Origin of the sequence: Streptomyces sp. NPDC004647 (genome assembly GCF_040609575.1) — a bacterium.
In the GTDB taxonomy this organism is placed as follows: domain Bacteria; phylum Actinomycetota; class Actinomycetes; order Streptomycetales; family Streptomycetaceae; genus Streptomyces.
In genome coordinates this window covers 34,660-52,061 of the sequence record NZ_JBEXKU010000055.1, presented here as the reverse complement: position 1 = coordinate 52,061, position 17,402 = coordinate 34,660, and the positions used below count along the sequence as shown (strand labels likewise).

At 71.7% G+C, this 17,402-nt stretch carries 13 protein-coding genes; 7 read left to right on the top strand and 6 right to left on the bottom strand.

Annotation, left to right across the window (positions count from 1 at the left end):
* Nucleotides 1-133: 133 nt before the first annotated feature.
* From ABZW18_RS23380 to ABZW18_RS23370, 3 genes are read right to left on the bottom strand one after another with little or no spacing between them, the layout of a single operon-like run.
* Nucleotides 134-895 carry an amino acid ABC transporter ATP-binding protein gene (locus ABZW18_RS23380; protein ID WP_356190468.1) on the bottom strand — a complete coding sequence of 254 codons (762 nt, stop codon included), beginning with the start codon at nucleotides 893-895 and terminating at the stop codon, nucleotides 134-136.
* Complete coding sequence (locus tag ABZW18_RS23375; protein ID WP_356190466.1) at nucleotides 892-1,833, bottom strand: amino acid ABC transporter permease; 942 nt, start codon at nucleotides 1,831-1,833, stop codon at nucleotides 892-894. Before ABZW18_RS23375 ends, ABZW18_RS23380 begins: the two co-directional genes overlap by 4 nt.
* Before the next feature lie 54 nt (nucleotides 1,834-1,887).
* Nucleotides 1,888-2,847 (bottom strand): ABC transporter substrate-binding protein, encoded by a 960-nt coding sequence (locus tag ABZW18_RS23370; RefSeq protein WP_356190463.1) that lies wholly within the window; start codon nucleotides 2,845-2,847, stop codon nucleotides 1,888-1,890.
* A gap of 524 nt (nucleotides 2,848-3,371) precedes the next feature.
* Between ABZW18_RS23370 and ABZW18_RS23365 the strand changes: the two genes are divergently transcribed.
* From ABZW18_RS23365 to ABZW18_RS23350, 4 genes are all read left to right on the top strand, one after another.
* Entirely contained in the window at nucleotides 3,372-4,577 is a 1,206-nt protein-coding gene (locus ABZW18_RS23365; protein WP_356190461.1) for an NADP-dependent malic enzyme, read from the top strand.
* A gap of 396 nt (nucleotides 4,578-4,973) precedes the next feature.
* Nucleotides 4,974-5,558, top strand: a complete 585-nt coding sequence (locus tag ABZW18_RS23360; protein ID WP_356190458.1) for a phosphoesterase — start codon at nucleotides 4,974-4,976, stop codon at nucleotides 5,556-5,558.
* Nucleotides 5,555-7,108 carry an alkaline phosphatase D family protein gene (locus tag ABZW18_RS23355; protein ID WP_356190456.1) on the top strand — a complete coding sequence of 518 codons (1,554 nt, stop codon included), beginning with the start codon at nucleotides 5,555-5,557 and terminating at the stop codon, nucleotides 7,106-7,108. The genes ABZW18_RS23360 and ABZW18_RS23355 overlap by 4 nt, the downstream gene beginning before the upstream one ends.
* A gap of 125 nt (nucleotides 7,109-7,233) precedes the next feature.
* Nucleotides 7,234-8,196, top strand: a complete 963-nt coding sequence (locus ABZW18_RS23350) for a zinc-binding dehydrogenase (protein WP_356190454.1) — start codon at nucleotides 7,234-7,236, stop codon at nucleotides 8,194-8,196.
* A gap of 112 nt (nucleotides 8,197-8,308) precedes the next feature.
* Here ABZW18_RS23350 and ABZW18_RS23345 read toward each other — a convergent pair whose 3' ends face one another.
* The 3 genes from ABZW18_RS23345 to ABZW18_RS23335 form a co-directional block, all read right to left on the bottom strand.
* Nucleotides 8,309-9,286: a helix-turn-helix transcriptional regulator gene (locus ABZW18_RS23345; protein WP_356190452.1), complete on the bottom strand. Its 978-nt coding sequence runs from the start codon at nucleotides 9,284-9,286 to the stop codon at nucleotides 8,309-8,311.
* A 1-nt stretch (nucleotide 9,287) separates the two neighbouring features.
* Nucleotides 9,288-10,283, bottom strand: a complete 996-nt coding sequence (locus ABZW18_RS23340; protein ID WP_356190450.1) for a DUF4097 family beta strand repeat-containing protein — start codon at nucleotides 10,281-10,283, stop codon at nucleotides 9,288-9,290.
* Between the two features lie 169 nt (nucleotides 10,284-10,452).
* Nucleotides 10,453-10,632, bottom strand: a complete 180-nt coding sequence (locus ABZW18_RS23335; protein ID WP_356190447.1) for a DUF6104 family protein — start codon at nucleotides 10,630-10,632, stop codon at nucleotides 10,453-10,455.
* 234 nt (nucleotides 10,633-10,866) lie between these two features.
* Here ABZW18_RS23335 and ABZW18_RS23330 point away from each other — a divergent pair, with 234 nt between their 5' ends.
* The 3 genes from ABZW18_RS23330 to ABZW18_RS23320 all read left to right on the top strand — a co-directional run bounded on the left by ABZW18_RS23330 (nucleotide 10,867) and on the right by ABZW18_RS23320 (nucleotide 17,338).
* On the top strand, nucleotides 10,867-12,924 hold the full coding sequence (locus tag ABZW18_RS23330) for a trypsin-like peptidase domain-containing protein (protein ID WP_356190444.1): 2,058 nt from the start codon (nucleotides 10,867-10,869) through the stop codon (nucleotides 12,922-12,924).
* Nucleotides 12,925-13,069: 145 nt separating this feature from the next.
* Nucleotides 13,070-14,074: a MoxR family ATPase gene (locus ABZW18_RS23325; RefSeq protein ID WP_356190442.1), complete on the top strand. Its 1,005-nt coding sequence runs from the start codon at nucleotides 13,070-13,072 to the stop codon at nucleotides 14,072-14,074.
* Between the two features lie 6 nt (nucleotides 14,075-14,080).
* Nucleotides 14,081-17,338 carry an SAV_2336 N-terminal domain-related protein gene (locus ABZW18_RS23320; RefSeq protein WP_356190440.1) on the top strand — a complete coding sequence of 1,086 codons (3,258 nt, stop codon included), beginning with the start codon at nucleotides 14,081-14,083 and terminating at the stop codon, nucleotides 17,336-17,338.
* Nucleotides 17,339-17,402 lie beyond the last annotated feature (64 nt).

The window sequence follows — 17,402 nt, the reverse complement described above, 5'->3', positions numbered from 1 at the left end:
GTGTTTGTGTTTTTGGGGGGGGGGTTTTGGTTTTTGGGGTTGGGTTTTCACTTTAGCGGGTGCCGGGCGCCGGTCCCGGCCCCGTACCGCCTCTCTTTCTCCAGTGCGATCTTCCGCCGCTACAGCACCTTCGTTACAGCACCTTGGAGAGGAAGGACTTGGTCCGCTCGTGCTGCGGGTCGGTCAGGACGTCGCGCGGGTGGCCGGACTCGACCACGACGCCGTCGTCCATGAAGACCAGCGCGTCACCGGCCTCCCGGGCGAAGCCCATCTCGTGGGTGACCACGATCATCGTCATGCCGTCCTCGGCCAGCCCGCGCATGACGTCGAGGACGTCACCGACCAGCTCCGGGTCGAGAGCCGAGGTGGGCTCGTCGAAGAGCATGAGCTTGGGTTCCATGGCCAGCGCGCGGGCGATGGCCACCCGCTGCTGCTGGCCGCCGGAGAGCTGGGAGGGGTAGCTGCTCGCCTTGTCGGAGAGCCCCACCCGGTCCAGCAGCCGTGTCGCGCGCTCCCGCGCGACCGCCTTGGTCTCTCCCTTGGCCTGGACCGGGGCCTCGATGACATTCTCGATCGCGGTCATGTGGGGGAAGAGATTGAAGCGCTGGAACACCATGCCGATATCGCGGCGCTTCAGGGCGACTTCACTGTCCTTGAGCTCGTAGAGCTTGTCGCCGTGCTGCCGGTAGCCGACCAGGTCGCCGTCGACGTACAGCCGGCCGGCGTTGATCTTCTCGAGGTGGTTGATGCACCGCAGGAAGGTGGACTTGCCGGATCCGGACGGGCCGATCAGGCAGAACACCTCACGCGGGGCGACCTCGAGGTCGATCCCCTTGAGGATGTGAGCCGGGCCGAAGGACTTGTGAACGCCCTCGGCCTTCACCATCGCGCTCATGCGCCACCTCCGGAGGGACGGTTGCTGAACGCGGCCAGATTGACCTTGATGCGCTGCAACGGAGTGAGCGGCAGGCTACGGACCGAGCCACGGGCGTAGTACCGCTCCACATAGTACTGGCCAATGCTGAAGACGCTGGTCGTGATCAAGTACCAGAAAGCGGCGAGGAAAAGCATCTCGACCGTGGCGCCTGTCGTCTGGCCGATGTCCGAGGTGCTTCGCAGCAATTCGGAGTACTGCACGGCCGAGCAGAGAGACGAGGTCTTGAGCAGATTGATGAACTCGTTTCCGGTCGGCGGCACAATCACCCGCATCGCCTGCGGGAGAACGATCCGGCGCAGGGTCTTCGCGTGGGTCATGCCCAGCGCGTGCGAAGCCTCCGTCTGGCCCTCGTCCACCGACTGGATGCCGGCCCGCACGATCTCCGACATATAGGCGGCCTCGTTCAGGGCGAGCCCGAGGAAGGCGGCCATGAACGGCGTCATGAAGTCGCTCATCTCGTCTTTGTAGAAGCCGAGATTGAGGTACGGGAAGATCAGCGCGAGGTTGAACCAGAGCAGGAGCTGGACGAAGACGGGGGTGCCGCGGAAGAACCACACATAGCCCCAGGCCACCGAAGAGGTGACCGGGTTCTTCGACAGCCGCATGACGGCGAGCACGATACCGAGGAGCACGCCGACGATCATCGACAGGACCGAGATCAGCACGGTCTTGCCCAGACCGGTCAGCACGGTGTCGTTGAACATGAAGTCCGGGATGGCCCCGTAATTCACATCCGCGCTCGCGAAGGCGTTGACGATCAGGGCCAGCAGGGCCAGGACCACGATGCCGGAGACCCAGCGTCCGTAGTGCCGGACCGGAACGGCCTTGATGGCCTCGGGCTCCGAGCTCGGTGGCGGGGCGTCGTCAGGCCCCGCCTTGTCGAGGGGAACATTCACGGGTGTTGCCTTTCAGCGCTTCAGTGAACCGTGTGAATCAGCGAAAACCACGGTTCAGGAACCGCCGTTGATCTTGGCTTCCTTGATCTTGCCGTCCTCGACGCCCCACTCGGTGAGGATCTTGTCGTACTCGCCGTTCTTGATGATCGCGTCGATGGCGGCCTTCAGAGCGTCGCGCAGCTGGGTGTCCTTCTTGCCGACGGCGATGCCGTACGGGGCGGCCTCGACCTGGTCGCCCACGACCTCGAAGTCCTTGCCGCCACCGGAGGTCTTCACCGCGTACGCGGCCACCGGGAAGTCGCTGGCGCCGGCGGCCGCGCCACCGGCGCGCAGCCGGGTCTGGGCTTCCACATCGGTGTCGAAGGCCTCGATGGAGATCTTCTTGTCGCCGTCCTTGGCGCACTTCTCCGACTGGGCCTTGGCCAGGTCGTGCGAGACGGTGCCGCGCTGGACCACGACCTTCTTGCCGCAGAGGTCCGCCCAGCCCTTGATGCCCTGGGTGGCGCCCTTCTTGGTGTAGATCGACACGCCGGCGGTGAAGTAGTCGACGAAGTCGACGCCCTCGAAGACCTTCTTGCCGGTCTCGGGGTCGATGCCGTTCTGGCGGTCCTTGGTGTCGGTCATCGCGGACATGGCGATGTTGTACCTGCCCGAGCGCATACCGGTGAGCAGGGTGTCGAAGGTGCCGTTGTTGAACTCGAACCTGACGCCGAGCTCCTTGCCGAGCGCGTCGGCGATGTCCGGGTCCAGGCCGACGGTCTTGCCGTCCTTCTTGAACTCGACCGGCGGGTACGCGATGTCCGAGCCGACCTTGATGACCTTGGCGTCCTGGATGTCCTTGGGCAGCTGGTCGAAGAGCGGGGCGGCGGAACCCTTGGCGGTCTCGCCTTCCTTGGCGCCTTCCGTCTGGTCGCCGCACGCGCTCAGCAGCAGGGCGCCTGCGACCGCGATCGCGCCGGCGGCGGCCATCCGGGACCTGGCGCCGGCCGAGCGACGAGTGGTGCTTGCGGTCATTGCTGGTTCCTCCTGCGGGTGAGGGAGTAGCCGAAGGCCGTAGCACGCGTTTTCTAGCGTGACGACCTCGTGTGATTAGGGCATCTTGCCATCCGGACGGCTCCGATCAGGGGGCCAGCCATGTCAAAATCGGATAACGGGCGATCCCCTCGGTATGCCGAGCCGGTCCATACGACGGACTGTGCGGCATACACCCGGAGCGAGACCAGCATCACGCACGGCATGTCTCCGTACTTGGACATCCGGTAGCGGTTCGACCACTTTCACCGTAAATGCCAAGTGGTGGCACGTCGCTGCAATGGAAGTCACTCGTTCATGCCCTCGCGCGTCCGGTAGAAAAGACACTTACACCCCTCACCCGGGGCTCAGGGCGCGTGTGCGGCGCGCCCGGCGTCCGTATTTCCCCCCGCGGCTCCCGCCGCACGGCCGGCCATCCGCCGGACGGGGGCACGGACGCGGTGCCCGCCCGCTCCTCAACCTGGGGCGGTTACCCTCGACGGAATTCAGACAAAAAGGGGTCAACAGTGGCAGCGGAGATCGTGAATCCTCGCAGCGATGGTGAAACGGACGACGGTGAGCCCTTCGATCCGGCCTTCGCGCTGCACCGCGGCGGCAAGATGGCCATTCAGGCGACCGTGCCGGTCCGGAACAGGGACGACCTGTCCCTCGCCTACACGCCGGGCGTCGCCAAGGTGTGCAGCGCAATCGCCGAGAAGCCGGAGCTCGTCCATGACTTCACCTGGAAGTCCCAGGTGGTGGCCGTGGTGACGGATGGCAGCGCCGTGCTCGGGCTGGGTGACATCGGGCCGGAAGCGTCACTTCCGGTGATGGAGGGCAAGGCGATCCTCTTCAAGCAGTTCGGTGGGGTGGACGCGGTGCCGATCGCCCTGGACTGCCGGGACGTGGACGAACTCGTCGAGACCGTCGTCCGGCTCGCGCCCTCCTTCGGAGGGGTGAACCTGGAGGACATCTCCGCACCGCGCTGCTTCGAGATCGAGCGGAAGCTCCAGGAGCGGCTGGACATCCCGGTCTTCCACGACGACCAGCACGGCACGGCGGTCGTCAGCCTCGCCGCGCTCCGTAACTCCGCCCAGCTGACGGGCCGTGCGCTCGGCCAGCTTCGCGCGGTGATCTCCGGCGCGGGTGCGGCGGGGGTCGCCATCGCCAAGATCCTCGTCGAGGCCGGCATCGGCGATGTCGCGGTCTGCGACCGCAAGGGCATCGTCAGCCAGGACCGCGAGGACCTGACGGATGTGAAGCGGAATCTGGCCGGGTTCACCAACAAGGCCGGCCTCTCCGGATCGCTGGAGGCCGCCATGGACGGTGCGGACGTCTTCATCGGCGTCTCCGGTGGCACCGTCCCGGAGTCCGCGGTGGCGACGATGGCGAAGGACTCCCTGATCTTCGCCATGGCCAACCCGGACCCGGAGATCCACCCGGACGTCGCGAGCAAGTACGCGGCCGTGGTGGCGACCGGACGCAGCGACTTCCCGAACCAGATCAACAACGTGCTCGCCTTCCCGGGGATCTTCGCAGGCGCGCTTCAGGTGCGGGCCTCGCGGATCACGGAGGGCATGAAGCTGGCCGCGGCGGAGGCGCTGGCGGCTGTCGTCGCCGACGATCTGAGCGCGGACAAGGTGATTCCGTCGCCGTTCGACGAGCGGGTCGCCCCGGCGGTGACGGCGGCGGTGGCCGCGGCCGCGCGGGCGGAGGGCGTCGCCCGGCGGTAGTCCTGTCACCGGCCTGATCGGTCGGTTCTTTCACGGGCCGTGGCTCATTCTTCGGGATGAGCCACGGCCCGTTGTGCGTACGGAATTCCGGGCGTGGGGCCCGCCTGTCCAGGCGGGCACGCGCGGGGCCCCCGCCGGCGCGCCCGTCCACGGGTGCCCCGGGCAGTCCACCCGCCCGCGACCTCCGGCCTGGAACGGCCCGGATGCCGCCTGTCGCCCCACGGCTCTGCGGCGGAGCCCGGCCGTCCGGCAGCCGTGAGGATCCGGCAGCCGTTGAGGATCCGCCGGACAGCAGGTCCCGGCCAATGTTCCGCCGGTGTCTTCCGCTGGTTCACGTGTGGCTGGTGGGATTCCTGACGCGACGCCGGACGGGTCGAGTCGGGGAGGCATACGGCAGTGGATCTCGTGGTGAATGGGGACGCGGAGAGCGGGCCGGGAGGTACCGCCGAGCCGGTGGAGTCCGTCGTCGGGTGGACGGTCCGGCAGGGGGCGCCCGCGCTGATCCGGTACTCCGTCGGTGGGGGATACCCGGAGCCCGGGGACCCCGGGCCCGCCCAGCGCGGCAGCCGGTTCTTCTCCGGCGGCAACTCGCCCCGCACAGCCCTGGTCCAGGACGTGTCCCTGCCCGCGGCCGGCCGTACGGGCCGCCGGGCGGTCGACGCCGGGCGGGTGCGCTTCACCGCCACCGCCTGGCTCGGCGGATATGCGACGCAGGAGGACGGCGCCCGGCTGTCGGTGGAATTCCGGGATGGCAAGGGGACGCCGGTCGCGCTGGCGGTCCTCGGCCCGGTGACCGCCGCCGAGCGCAAGTCCGCCACCGGCCTGTTCGAGCGGAAGGCCACGGCCGCCGTGCCGCCCGGCGCCCGAACCGCCCGGCTGCTGCTGGTCCTCACCCGCTCCGGAAGCGGCATGTCCAACGACGGCTACGCCGACGCGATCTCCCTCACCCTCGAAACCACCACTGGAGACCGGTCGTCGTGAACCTCAACCGCCGTGATCTGCTGAAGGCCGCCGCCACCGCGGGTGCGCTCAATGTCCTCTGGCCGCTGAGCGCCGGACTCTCGCCCGCGCAGGCACGCGAGGCCGCCGAGGCGCTGGGCGCCGACTACGACCCCGCCCCCTTCACCCTGGGCGTTGCCTCCGGCGACCCGCAGCCCACCGGTGTCGTGCTGTGGACCCGGCTGGCGCCGGAGCCGCTCGCCGCCGAGCAGCAGCTCCCCGAGATCGTCGAGGTCGACTGGGCCGTCGCCGAGGACAGGTCGTTCAAACGGGTCGTCGCCCGCGGCACCGCGCCCGCGTCGGCCACGCTCGGGCACAGCGTGCACCTGCCGGTCGGCGGCCTGCGGCCGGGCCGGCACTACTGGTACGCGTTCGAGGCGCTGGGCGTGCGGAGCCGCATCGGGCGGACCAGGACCGCCCCGCTCGGCAGTGTGCCCAAGGTGCGCTTCGCCGCCGCCAACTGCCAGGCCTTCCACGACGGCTTCTTCGCCGCGCACCGCGGGATCGCCCGGGAGAACGTCGACTTCGTCGTCCACCTCGGCGACTACATCTACGAGCACGGGCCCGTGGGCGGGGACCACGTCCGCGACCACGACGGCCCGGAGATCTTCACGCTCGCCGACTACCGGCGCCGGCACGCCCTCTACAAGGGCGACGCGTCGCTGCGCGAGGCCCACGCCGCCCACCCCTGGTTCCTGACCTGGGACGACCACGAGGTGGCCAACGACTACAGCGGTACGGGCGGCGGCGCGCCCTTCATGCAGCGCCGCGCGGCCGCGTACCAGGCCTGGTACGAGAACATGCCGCACCGCGACAGCGGCGGCTCGGCACTGCCCGACCCCGAGATCCACCGGGTGCGCCGCTGGGGCGACCTGCTGGAGCTGACCGTCCTCGATCTGCGCTCGTACCGCTCGGCACAGAATCTGAGCGACGGCACCATCCTCGGCGCCGAGCAGAAGGCGTGGCTGAAGAAGGGCATCGACGGGGCGGCCGACAGCTGGCACGTCTGGGCCAACTCGATCATGCTCAGCCAGCTGCGCGACAAGCCGGGCGGCGGCTATATGTTCACCGATCAGTGGGACGGCTTCCTCGCCGAGCGCAAGGAGGTGCTGACGCATGTTCACGACAGCGGCCTGGAGGACCTGGTGGTGATCACCGGTGACTGGCACTCGGCGTTCGTGGACGACATCCGGCCGGACTTCGACGAGGCGTCCTCGCCGGTGGTCGGCACGGAGTTCACCGCCCACTCCATCACCTCGGGCGCGTACTCCGCCGAGTGGAACAAGGCCAACGGCCCGGTCATGGGCCGGGCGAATCCGCACCTGACGTACTTCGAGGGCAACCGCTACGGCTATGACGTGTACGAGGTCACCCCGGAGCGGTGGAGCACGCACATGCGGGTGATCGCGGACCGCCGCGACCCGGCTTCCCCCGTCAGCACCCTGACCACCTTCCATGTGGACCGCGGCACGGCGGGCAGCTACGAGGACCCGGCGACGAAGAACTCGCCCGCGCAGTACCGGAGGGACTGAGGCTGAGGGCTGCGGGCTCAGCCGGGCTTGAGAGGGGCCCGGAAGGACCGGGTCGGCGGGGACGCGGCGCGTGTCACACCGGCCCGTGGTTCCGCCGCGTCCCGCTCCGGCCTAGGGTCAAGGTCATGTTCGCCGCATACGCAGCCCGCATCGACCGTGACCAGCCGCTCAGTGGTCTGGAGTTGGGGGACCGCCCCGCCCCGGACGCCCGCCCCGGCTGGACGACCGTCAACGTCAAGGCCGCTTCGCTCAACCACCACGACCTGTGGTCGCTGCGCGGCGTGGGCCTCGGCGAGAAATCGCTGCCCATGATCCTCGGCTGCGACGCCGCCGGGATCGACGCGGACGGCAACGAGGTCGTCATCCACTCCGTCATCGGTCAGACGGGACACGGCGTGGGCCCGGACGAGCCGCGCTCCATCCTCACCGAGCGCTACCAGGGCACCTTCGCCGAGCAGGTCACCGTCCCGGCCTGGAACGTACTGCCCAAGCCGAAGGAGCTGTCCTTCGAGGAGGCGGCCTGTCTGCCGACGGCCTGGCTGACCGCGTACCGGATGCTCTTCACCAACGCGGGCGTACGGCCCGGCGACAGCGTCCTCGTCCAGGGAGCGGGCGGCGGGGTCGCCACCGCCGCGATCGTCCTGGGCAAGGCGGCCGGGCTGCGCGTGTACGCCACCAGCCGCGACGAGGCCAAACGCAAGCGGGCCGTCGAGCTGGGCGCGGTCGAGGCGTACGAGCCGGGGGCGCGGCTGCCGCAGCGCGTGGACGCGGTCATCGAGACCGTGGGCGCGGCCACCTGGTCGCACTCGGTCAAGTCGCTGAAGCCCGGCGGCACCCTGGTCATCTCGGGCGCCACGAGCGGGCCCAACCCCGCAGCCGCCGAGCTCAACCGGATCTTCTTCCTGGAGTTGAAGGTCGTCGGATCGACGATGGGCGGCAAGGACGAGCTAGAGGACCTGCTCAGCTTCTGCGCGACGGCGGGGGTGCGGCCCGTCATCGACTCCGTGCTGCCGCTGGACCGGGCCCGCGAGGGGTTCGAGAAGATGGCCGGTGGCGAGCTCTTCGGAAAGATCGTCCTGACCGTCTGACGGCCGACCGTCTGACAGCCGACCGTTTGACCGTCGGCCCGTCAGGCATTGCGCGGCGCAGTCCGACGGCGGCCCTGCAGGCCTCGCGCCGCGCAGTACGACGGTCCGCCTGTCAGGTCTTGGGGCCGCGCAGCAGCGCTGAGATATGGGCCGCCGCCGTCGAGAGATGGCGGCGGGCCTCGCCCAGCTCATCCGTGCTGACACCGTGGTCGCGGGCCGCGTCACGGATGTCGTCGCGGAAGCGGTCCAGAAGCCGTTCCAGGTCGCGTGCGGGGTCGGCCGACGGATCCGCCGGTTCCTCGGCCCACTCCGGCTGACGGACGCCGGCCGGATCGGGCTTGACGTACGGGGGCCAGGCGGTCGTCCGACCGGTGCCCCTGCCCAAACCGCTCATCTGCCGGGCGAGTTCCGTCATGCCCTCGTGCAGCGCGCCCTGCCAGTCGCCGGCCTTCGCACGCGACTGCACCTGGTCCTGCACTTGGCGGGCGATCCGCTGGACCTCCTCGCGGGCGAAGTCCTGAGCGTCCTTCGCCTGCTTACGGGCCTGCTGCGCGTCCTGCTTGGCGCGGCGGCTCTCGTCCTTGGCCCGGCGGGCCTGCTCCTTCCACTCCTCCTTGGCCCGGCGCAGCTCCTCCTTCGCCCGGCGCCAGGCCTCCCTGTCGCCCCAGGGCGTCTCCCGGCCCTCTTCGCCTCCCCCGGGCGTACGGGCCTCCCGGGCGGCCGCGCGCATCTCGCGCCGCAGATCGCCGGCCGAACCGCGTACGTCCTCACGGATCTCGGCGGCCAGCTCGGAGACGGACTCACCGATCTCCAGCTCCAGTTCGGCCAGTTCGCCCTGCCGGTCGGCGAGTTCGGCGCGTCCGGCGTCGGTGATCGAGTAGACCTTGCGGCCGCCCTCGGTGGCGTGCGTGACCAGGCCCTCGGCCTCGAGCTTGGCGAGGCGCGGGTAGACGGTGCCGGCGGACGGCGCGTACAGACCGTGGAAGCGCTCCTCGAGGAGCCGGATGACCTCGTAGCCGTGCCGCGGGGCCTCCTCCAGCAGCTTGAGGAGGTACAGGCGCAGTCGGCCGTGGGCGAAGACGGGGGGCACGTCAGAGCACCTTCTCGCCGACGGGCCCGGCGGGGGATCCGGGGGCGCCGGAGGAATCGGGGCCACCGGAGGTGTCGGGCGGGCCGGGCGCGGGGGGAGCGCCGGGCGCTTCGGGGTCGCGGGGGATGCCCGGGGCGTCGTGCGGGGATTCCTCGGCGGACGGCCCGCGCAGCAGGGCGATCGCGCCGGAGACGGTGGTGGCCTTGAGCCGGCCGTTGCCCGGGCCCAGGGTGCCGGTGATCCGCTTGGCCCCCCACTGACCGGTGACCCGCAGATCGTCGAAGGCGCAGGAGACGGCGCCGCCCGCGGTGTTGGCGTCGACCTTCGCGTCGGCGGGGTCCGGCAGCCGGATGGCGATCTCGCCCGAGACGGTCGTCAGCGCGATGTCCGCACCCTTGGCGGTGGGGGCGAGGTCGAGGACGATGTCGCCGCTGACGGACTCGGCCTTCACGGCGCTTCCGGAGCCCTCGACGACGGTGAGATCGCCGGAGACGGAGTTGAAACGCAGATCGCCGGTGACGGCCTGGGCCTCCACCCGCCCGGAGACGGTGTCGGCGCGGACCGCCCCGGTCAGCCGGACGAGCGTGCTGTCCCCCGAGACACCGCGCAGATCCGTATGCCCGGAGATCCCGGAGACCACGGCGGCGGCGCTGACGACGCCGACCTCGACGCGGGTGCCGGCCGGGACGGTGACGGAGACGACGGCGCTACGGTTCCAGCCCTTGCGGTCGAGCCACTTGAGGAAGCCGTTCCAGGGGAGGTCGTCGTACGCGACGGTCAGGGTGCCGTGCTCGTGGGTGACAGTGAGCGGCGGCCCGTGCACTGCGCTGATCTCGAGCCGTGCGGGGGCGGCGCCGTCGGTGCCGACGATGTTGACCGTGCCACCGACGGTTCGTACCTGGACGGCGCTGACGGGCTCATCGAGGTCGAGCTTCCGCGGCTCGTGGGGGTCTCCCCAGCGGTAGCCGGGGGAAGACCACTCGGACCGGGCTGACATCTCTGACCTCCTCCGGATGACGCAGTACGCAACATATCGCGTCTCTCGATAGACACGATATATCGCGCATGCTGGAAGTCAAGACAGCCGGGGACGTCGCGAGTGGACGGATCGGCCTGAACCCTCGGCCCGCTCAGCCGCGGGTGCGTCCGCTCGCCTGCCTGTCCGGCTACTCGTCGTCCTCGTCGTCGAGCCGCGCCAGCCAGGTCGCCAGCCGCTCGACCGGAACCTCGAAGTCCGGGTTGAGATCGACGAACTCGCGGAGCCGTTCGGCGACCCAGGCGAGAGAGACATCCTCCTCGCCGCGCCGGCTCTCCAGCTCCTCGATACCGCGGTCGGTGAAGTACAAGACGGTGCTCCGAAACAGAAACGACGGGAGTACGGGAAAATTGCGACGACTGTGCGGGGTCCGGTGTGTGAATACCCGGCCCCGGAAAACACAGCATGCCCAGGATAGACAGCCTCAGCCGATCCCCTCGCGCCCGCCGGAACCGCGGACTAGCCTTCTGCATCATTGTGGGGGAGCGGGGGGATTGCGTATGCCCGACGGAATCAGGCGGCCCGGCGACGGCGGCACGCCTTCGTGAGCTCCCTGCATGCTCTCGTGCGCAGGTCCGTGGTGCGCATCGCCGCGCCCGGGGACGGGTATGACCCGCAGGGCACCGAATACTGGGGCAGCGGCTTCTTCGTGGCTCCGGGCTGGGTGCTGACCTGCGCGCATGTCGTGGGAACAGGGGGTGGCGCCGTGTGGAGCGGAGAGCGCGTCGTCGGCATCTCCTGGCAGGGCGGCCAGGCCCTCGGGGAGGTCGCCCTCGCACTGCCGCGCCCGCCCGACCCCGATCTGCCGCCGCGCACCTGGCCGCTGCCCGACCTCGCGCTCGTCCGGGTGCCGGACGCCCCCGATCACGACTGCGTATGGCTGGGCGACATCTCGGGCGCCGGTCCGGTGGACATCAGCCTGCACGGCTGGTCGGCGGAGACCGGCGATGTGGCGTACCGATGGGTCGCCGGAGAGACCAGCGGCCGGGACGGCCGGGACGGCGGCGCCATGCTGCTGCGCGGTGAGCAGCCGGTGGACGGCTGCTCCGGCGGGCCGGTGGTGGACACCGGCCGGGGCAGCGTCATCGGGCTGTGCAAGGCCCGTATCGTGGACGATCCGACCGCCGGCCACGCGGTGCCCGTCAGCGCGCTGCGCGCCCTGTGCGACATTCCGGGCGGCGAGCTCTTCCACGAGGTGATCCGGGCCCATGACCGCCACCACCTGCAACGGCACCGGGCGGCGGGAGCCGACGACAGCTGGACCGACGTTCAGGCCGGGCTGCGGCCGGACGAGCCGGGCGGCTTCGGCCCGGTGCTGCGGACGAACCTCTACGGCAGGCTGGCCGAACTCACTCCGCCCCTGACGCCCGGACAGGTCACCGTGCTGGTGGACGACGTCAAGCGGCGGGTCTTCCGGGAGGCGTACCAGCCCGGCGTCGACCACGACCCGCGCTCCTGGCGCGAGGGGGCCGGGCTGCTCTACGACCTCCGGGACCGCAGCGCGCCCGGCAAGAACCCCGGCAGGAACGCCGAGTTGGAGGCCGTACTGCTGTACGCGGCCAAGGTCTGGGGCGCGGTCGGCCGGCTCGGGCACCCCGAGGACGACGTCGCGCTGGGCCAGCTGCGGACCTGGCTGGAGAGCACCGCCGAGCCGCTGCCCCGGGTCGTGCGCCAGGAGATCGAGGAGATCCTGGACGCCGTCGAGCTCCCCGGGACCGAGGACGGCCCGCGGGCGGACGTACTGATCGAGATAGACCAGAGCCTCTACGGCGACCGGTACCCCTGGCGGGTCAAACTGCTGCACGACGGGCGCCTGGTCACCCCGATCCACGGCGACGAACAGGGCGTCCCCCGGGCCGATCTGCGTGCCGCCTTACGGGAGCCGATCGCCGACGCGCTGCGGCGCGGCGACGTGGGCCACCATCTGGCGGCGGTGGAAGTGGCCCTGCCGCCTGAGCTGTTCGACGAGCCCCTCGACACCTGGCGGCTGGCTCCCCGGCACACCCCCGAGGGCTGGACCGATCTGCACGGCCTCCCGATCGGTGAGCGGCGCGTGGTCGTGGTGCGTGACCGCCAGCGGACCGGCACCGGGAATCCCGAGTGGCGCCGCCGCTGGAGCGGCGTCCAGCGCGGCCCCCTGACCGCGATCCCGATGCGCGACGGCATTCCCGGTTCCGGTCAGGAGCACGGCGCCTCCCGCGGCGAGAGCTGGAACGCCGCGTACGACCGGCTCTCCCGCGCCTCCTGGCCGTCCGTCCCGGTCTTCTGCGGACCGGTCGCCGCCGGTGACGGGGCGACCGCGATGGACGCGGCGCTCATCGCCGGCCACCCGGTCGCCATCTGGCGCAGATGCGCCGGTAGCCATTCGGATTGCGCCGAATTCCACCGTGCGGTGGAACGTCTCGTGACGCAGGCCGGGCGGGCCGACGGCCTCCACGAGCACATCCGGAGCCTGCGCATCCGGGCCGCCGACCCCGACCCGGACCGGGACGAGGCCGCCTGGGCGCAGTCGATTGCCCTGCTCTACGACCCACCGGATCGCCCCAGCTCACCGGGCGGACCGCTGTACGAGCCGGGCATGGCGCCGGAGCACCGATCATGACGCGGCGTCAACTCATGGACACGCTGGCGGAAAGGGGCTCAACACCCCGTGCCGCTGCCGGTACCGTCGATCGCGAACCGGTGGGGCACACGGGGAGAAGAGCGCGGAGCAGCGGCCAGGTTCACCACCAGCTGAGGAGCCCGATGTGAACGATTGGCGCATCTACCGGGGCGCAGGCCTGCCGCACGACGGAGTGGAGCGCTTACCGAAACCCCCGCCCTGGCGGGACTTCTCGCCACCGGATTCCGAAGCGGAAGCGGGAGTCGACCCCAGCACCGCGCGCAGGCTGGGCGTGCAGCGCAGGCTCGTGGAGAACCACCACCCGCGCCCGGAGGAGGTCGAGGCGGTCAACGCCGCGCTGTATCTGCGGCGCCCGCTGCTCGTCACCGGCAATCCGGGCACCGGAAAGTCCACGCTGGCCCACGCGGTCGCCCACGAGCTGGGCCTGGGCAGGGTGCTGCGGTGGCCCATCGTCAGCCGTACGACCCTCCAGGACGGCCTGTACCGGTACGACGCGATCGGCCGCCTCCAGGACGTCCAGCTGGAGCGCGCGGGAGGCGCGGGCGGACAGTGGCGGTCCATCGGCTCCTACGTGCGGCTCGGCCCGCTGGGGACGGCGCTGCTGCCCGCCGACCGGCCGCGTGTCCTGCTGGTGGACGAGCTCGACAAGAGCGATATGGACCTCCCCAACGATCTTCTGAACGCGCTGGAGGAAGGCGAGTTCGCGCTCCCCGAACTGGAGCGCATCGCCGACCGCGAACCCGAGGTCGAGGTCTCGACGGACGACGGCGGGCGGGCCGCGGTCCGGGACGGCCGGGTGCGCTGCACGGCCTTCCCCTTCATCGTTCTGACATCGAACGGCGAACGCGACTTCCCCGCGGCCCTGCTGCGCCGTTGCATCCAGCTCGAACTCAAGCCGCCGGGCGAGGACCAGCTCACGGCCATGGTCGAGGCCCACCTCGGCGATGTGGCCGTATCCGAGGGCCAGCCCCTGATCCAGCGCTTTCTGCACCGCGACCCCGGCGAGGTGGTCGCCGCCGACCAGCTGCTGAACGCCCTCTTCCTCACCCACTACGCCGCCCGCACCGAGAATGTGATGCGCGACCGGCTCGCCGAGATGCTCATGCAGCCGCTGGACCGTCCGAGGTGATGACCGATGACGGCGCCGCCCGACCGGCGGCTCAGAGAGGTGATCGGCCTGCTGCGCGCGGCCGGCTGGGACGTCACGGCGGAGGAGGTCGCGGACGCGCTCTGGCTGGCCCGGTGGACGGACGGGTCAGGACCGGCCGCACTGCCCTCTCAACGGCTGCCTGATGACCCGGCCGTCGCCGACCCGCAGCCGGAAGGCCATCCGCCGGAAGCGACCGCTCTGGGCTCCTCCCGCCGACGGTCCCCGCAGCAGGAGCAGGCCGCCGGCGCCGTGCCGGTGTCCCTCTACCCCGCGGGCTCAGGGCGGACGGCCGGGGAGCCCCGTACCGCTTTTCCGGTGCGGGCCCCGGCCGCCGCGGCGCTCCCCGGGCTGCTCGGCCTCCAGCGTGCCCTGCGCCCGCTCCGGCGCTACCGCCCCCTGGCCACGCCGGTCCTCGACGGGCTGGACGAGGACGCCACCGCCGACCTCAGCGCCCGCGCGGGAACGCTGTGGCCGGTCTTCAGCCGGGTCGAACGGCGGGACATCGGCATGCATCTGCTGATGGACGCCTCGCCGTCCATGGTCGTCTGGGAACGGATGCTCGAGGAACTACGGCAGACCTGCGAGCAGTTGGGCGTCTTCCGCGATGTCGCGGTGCACTATCTGCACCATGGGCGCGACGGTGCGCCGCTGGTCGGCAATGCGCCCGGGCCGCCGGACTCGCCGGGTGTACGGCTGCGCCCCGCCGACCAGCTCAGGGACCCGACGGGCCGCAGGCTCACCCTCCTCATCAGCGACTGCGTGGGCCCGCTGTGGCGGGAGGGCCGCGCCCAGCGGCTGCTGCACCAGTGGTCCCTGCACGCCCCCGTGGCCGTCGTCCAGCCGCTGCCGCCGCGGCTGTGGGGACGTACGGCACTGCCCGCGGGGCCGGGGCTGCTGGTCCGTGACCCCGGCTCCGGTGGCCGGCTGGGCTTCCGGCCGCAGGGGTACGGACCCCTCGCCGGTCCGCCCGGCCCTGCCGCTCTCCCGGTCCCCGTTCTGCTGCCCAACCAGGAGGCCCTGGGCTCCTGGGCCGGGCTGCTCTCCGGCGTCGGGCGGGTCACCGCCCGGGGCGCGGCGGGCTGGGTCCTGCCGGACCACCCGGTGTCCGTGCCGGAGCCGCGGGAGCGCGGGGCGGGCAGTGCCGACGAGCTGGTCGAGGCGTTCCGGGCGACGGCCTCCGCGGGAGCTCTGCGGCTCGCCGTACATCTGGCGGCTGCCCCCCTCGCGCTGCCGGTCATGCAGGTCGTCCAGCGTGCGATGCTCCCCGACACCGGGCCCACCGAACTCGCCGAGGTACTCCTCGGCGGACTGCTGCACCGGTTGCCCGATCCGCCGGGCGACCCGGACGCGGGGCCGTGGTACGAGTTCGCCGACGGCGTGCGGAACCTGCTGCTGCAGTCGCTCGGCCGGGACGAGGCCACGCTCGTTCTCAAGCACTGCTCGGAGTTCGTGTCCCAGCACTTCGGCAAGGGCGCGCGGAACTTCTCCGCGCTCGCGGTCGCCCAGCTCTCGGGCCGGGCGGTGCGGCCTCCACGGGAGCCGGCCGAGGACCGGCCCGGGACGCGCCCGCAGCCGGAGCCCTTCGCCGAGGTGCCGGCCCGTGTCGTCCGGTGGTTCCAGCCCTTGCCGCAGGACCCGGCGGGAGCCGGGCCGGTGGCCGAGGCGGAGCGGCTGATGACCGCCTACCGCACGGACGGCGACGCGCGGCTGCTGCTCGACGCCGTCCAGCTGATGCGGGGCGCGGCGGCTGCCGAGGGAGCCCAGGAGCAGGAGCACACCACCCTGGCCCGGGGTCTGTTGATGCTCTGGCAGGCCCAGGCGGATCCGGCGCTGCTGCACGAGGCGCGGGACAGGGCGGAGCAGGCCGTACGGCTCGCCGGCCGTGACCCGGGGAGCGGCACGCGGGCCCGGCTCGTCCTGGGCCGGGTGCTGCGCGTCCTCGCCGGCGCCGCGAGCGGGGGCGTACGCCGGGACACACCGCCGGTACGCGAACTGCTGGACCTGGCGGCCGTACGGCTGGAACAGGCCAGGGATCTGGCCGCGCCCGGCAGTGAGCAGCATACGGAGGCGGCGCTCGAACTGGCCGCGGTCCGGTACGCCTTGTGGCAGGAAAACAAGGACTCCGTGCAGCTCACCGCGGCGGAGCGCGTCCTGCGTGCCCTGCCGTCGCCGTCGGGCCCGGAGCGCCATCTTCAGCTGGGGCGGGTGCTGCTGGCACTGGCCGGTACCGGGGAGGACGCCGGGCGCCGCGCCGCGGAGGCCGCGGACGAGCTGCGGGCGGGATGCGATCTGCTCGCTTCCCCGGACACGCGGCTGGACACGCCGCTGGACACGGCGCTGGGCACGCTGCCGGGCGCGACCCCGGCAGAGACACCGGCCGGGCACCCGGCGGACGGCGATCCGGACGCGCGGCTCTGTACGGCGCTGCTGGACCTCGCGGCGGCTCTCCCGATGGCGGGCCGGGAGGCGGCGGAAGTGCTGCCCGTGCTGGCTCGCGCGGAGGCCGCGGCGGGCGGTGACGACGGGCTGCGGCTGCGCTGTCTGCTGGCCCGGGCCCGTACCTGCTCCGCGGCCGGCAGCCGGGCCGAGGCGGCGAGTTCGTATGCGGCGGCGGCCTCGCTCACCCGGCGGAACACCCGGCAGCGCCGCGAGGTGCTGGCGGAGTGGGGTGAGCTGCTGCTGGGCCAGGCGTTGGCGGACGGCCGGCGGCCGTCGATAGAGCGGGCGGAGGAGGTCCTGCGCGAGGCGGTGGCCGAGACCCCGGCCAGCGATCCGCTGACGGACCGGCTGAATCTGCTGCTCGGCCGCGTCCTGGCGCTGCGCTTCCACGAGGTGCGCCATCTGCCGGATCTGTACGAGGGCAGCTATCTGCTCGAGCGCGCCGCGCGCCGGGCCGAGGACGGCTGGGTACGGGCGGAGGCATGGCTGGAACTGGGCTCCGCGCGAAGGGCGTTCCACGCGCAGCCCACCGGGCCGCCGCAGGCGGCCGCGGCCGTGGCGTACGCGAGAGCGGCGGAAGAGGCGGCTCGGGCGGCGGGCGGCGAGGCGGGCTCGGTCCTCGCCGCGCGTGCCCTGCACCGTCGCGGGCAGGTGCTGGAGCTGACGGAGGGGCACGCTGCGGCGCTGGAGTCCTACCGCGCCGCGGCCCGGGAGTGGAGGCGGCTCGCGAGCGGGCTGGCGGAGGTGGACTGGGGCGAGGTCGAGGCGACCCGGGCACGGATCCGCGAGCTGGAGAGCGGTTGACCGGCTGACCGGTCCTCGACCGAACAGGTTTCCGCTTTACGGGCCTTGGGAAGAACCGTGCAGC

Coding starts and splice junctions, on each gene's coding strand:
- ABZW18_RS23380 (WP_356190468.1), bottom strand. CDS start 895: ATGAGCGCGATGGTGAAGGCCGAGGGCGTTCACAAGTCCTTCGGCCCG.
- ABZW18_RS23370 (WP_356190463.1), bottom strand. CDS start 2,847: ATGACCGCAAGCACCACTCGTCGCTCGGCCGGCGCCAGGTCCCGGATG.
- ABZW18_RS23350 (WP_356190454.1), top strand. CDS start 7,234: ATGTTCGCCGCATACGCAGCCCGCATCGACCGTGACCAGCCGCTCAGT.
- ABZW18_RS23340 (WP_356190450.1), bottom strand. CDS start 10,283: ATGTCAGCCCGGTCCGAGTGGTCTTCCCCCGGCTACCGCTGGGGAGAC.
- ABZW18_RS23320 (WP_356190440.1), top strand. CDS start 14,081: ATGACGGCGCCGCCCGACCGGCGGCTCAGAGAGGTGATCGGCCTGCTG.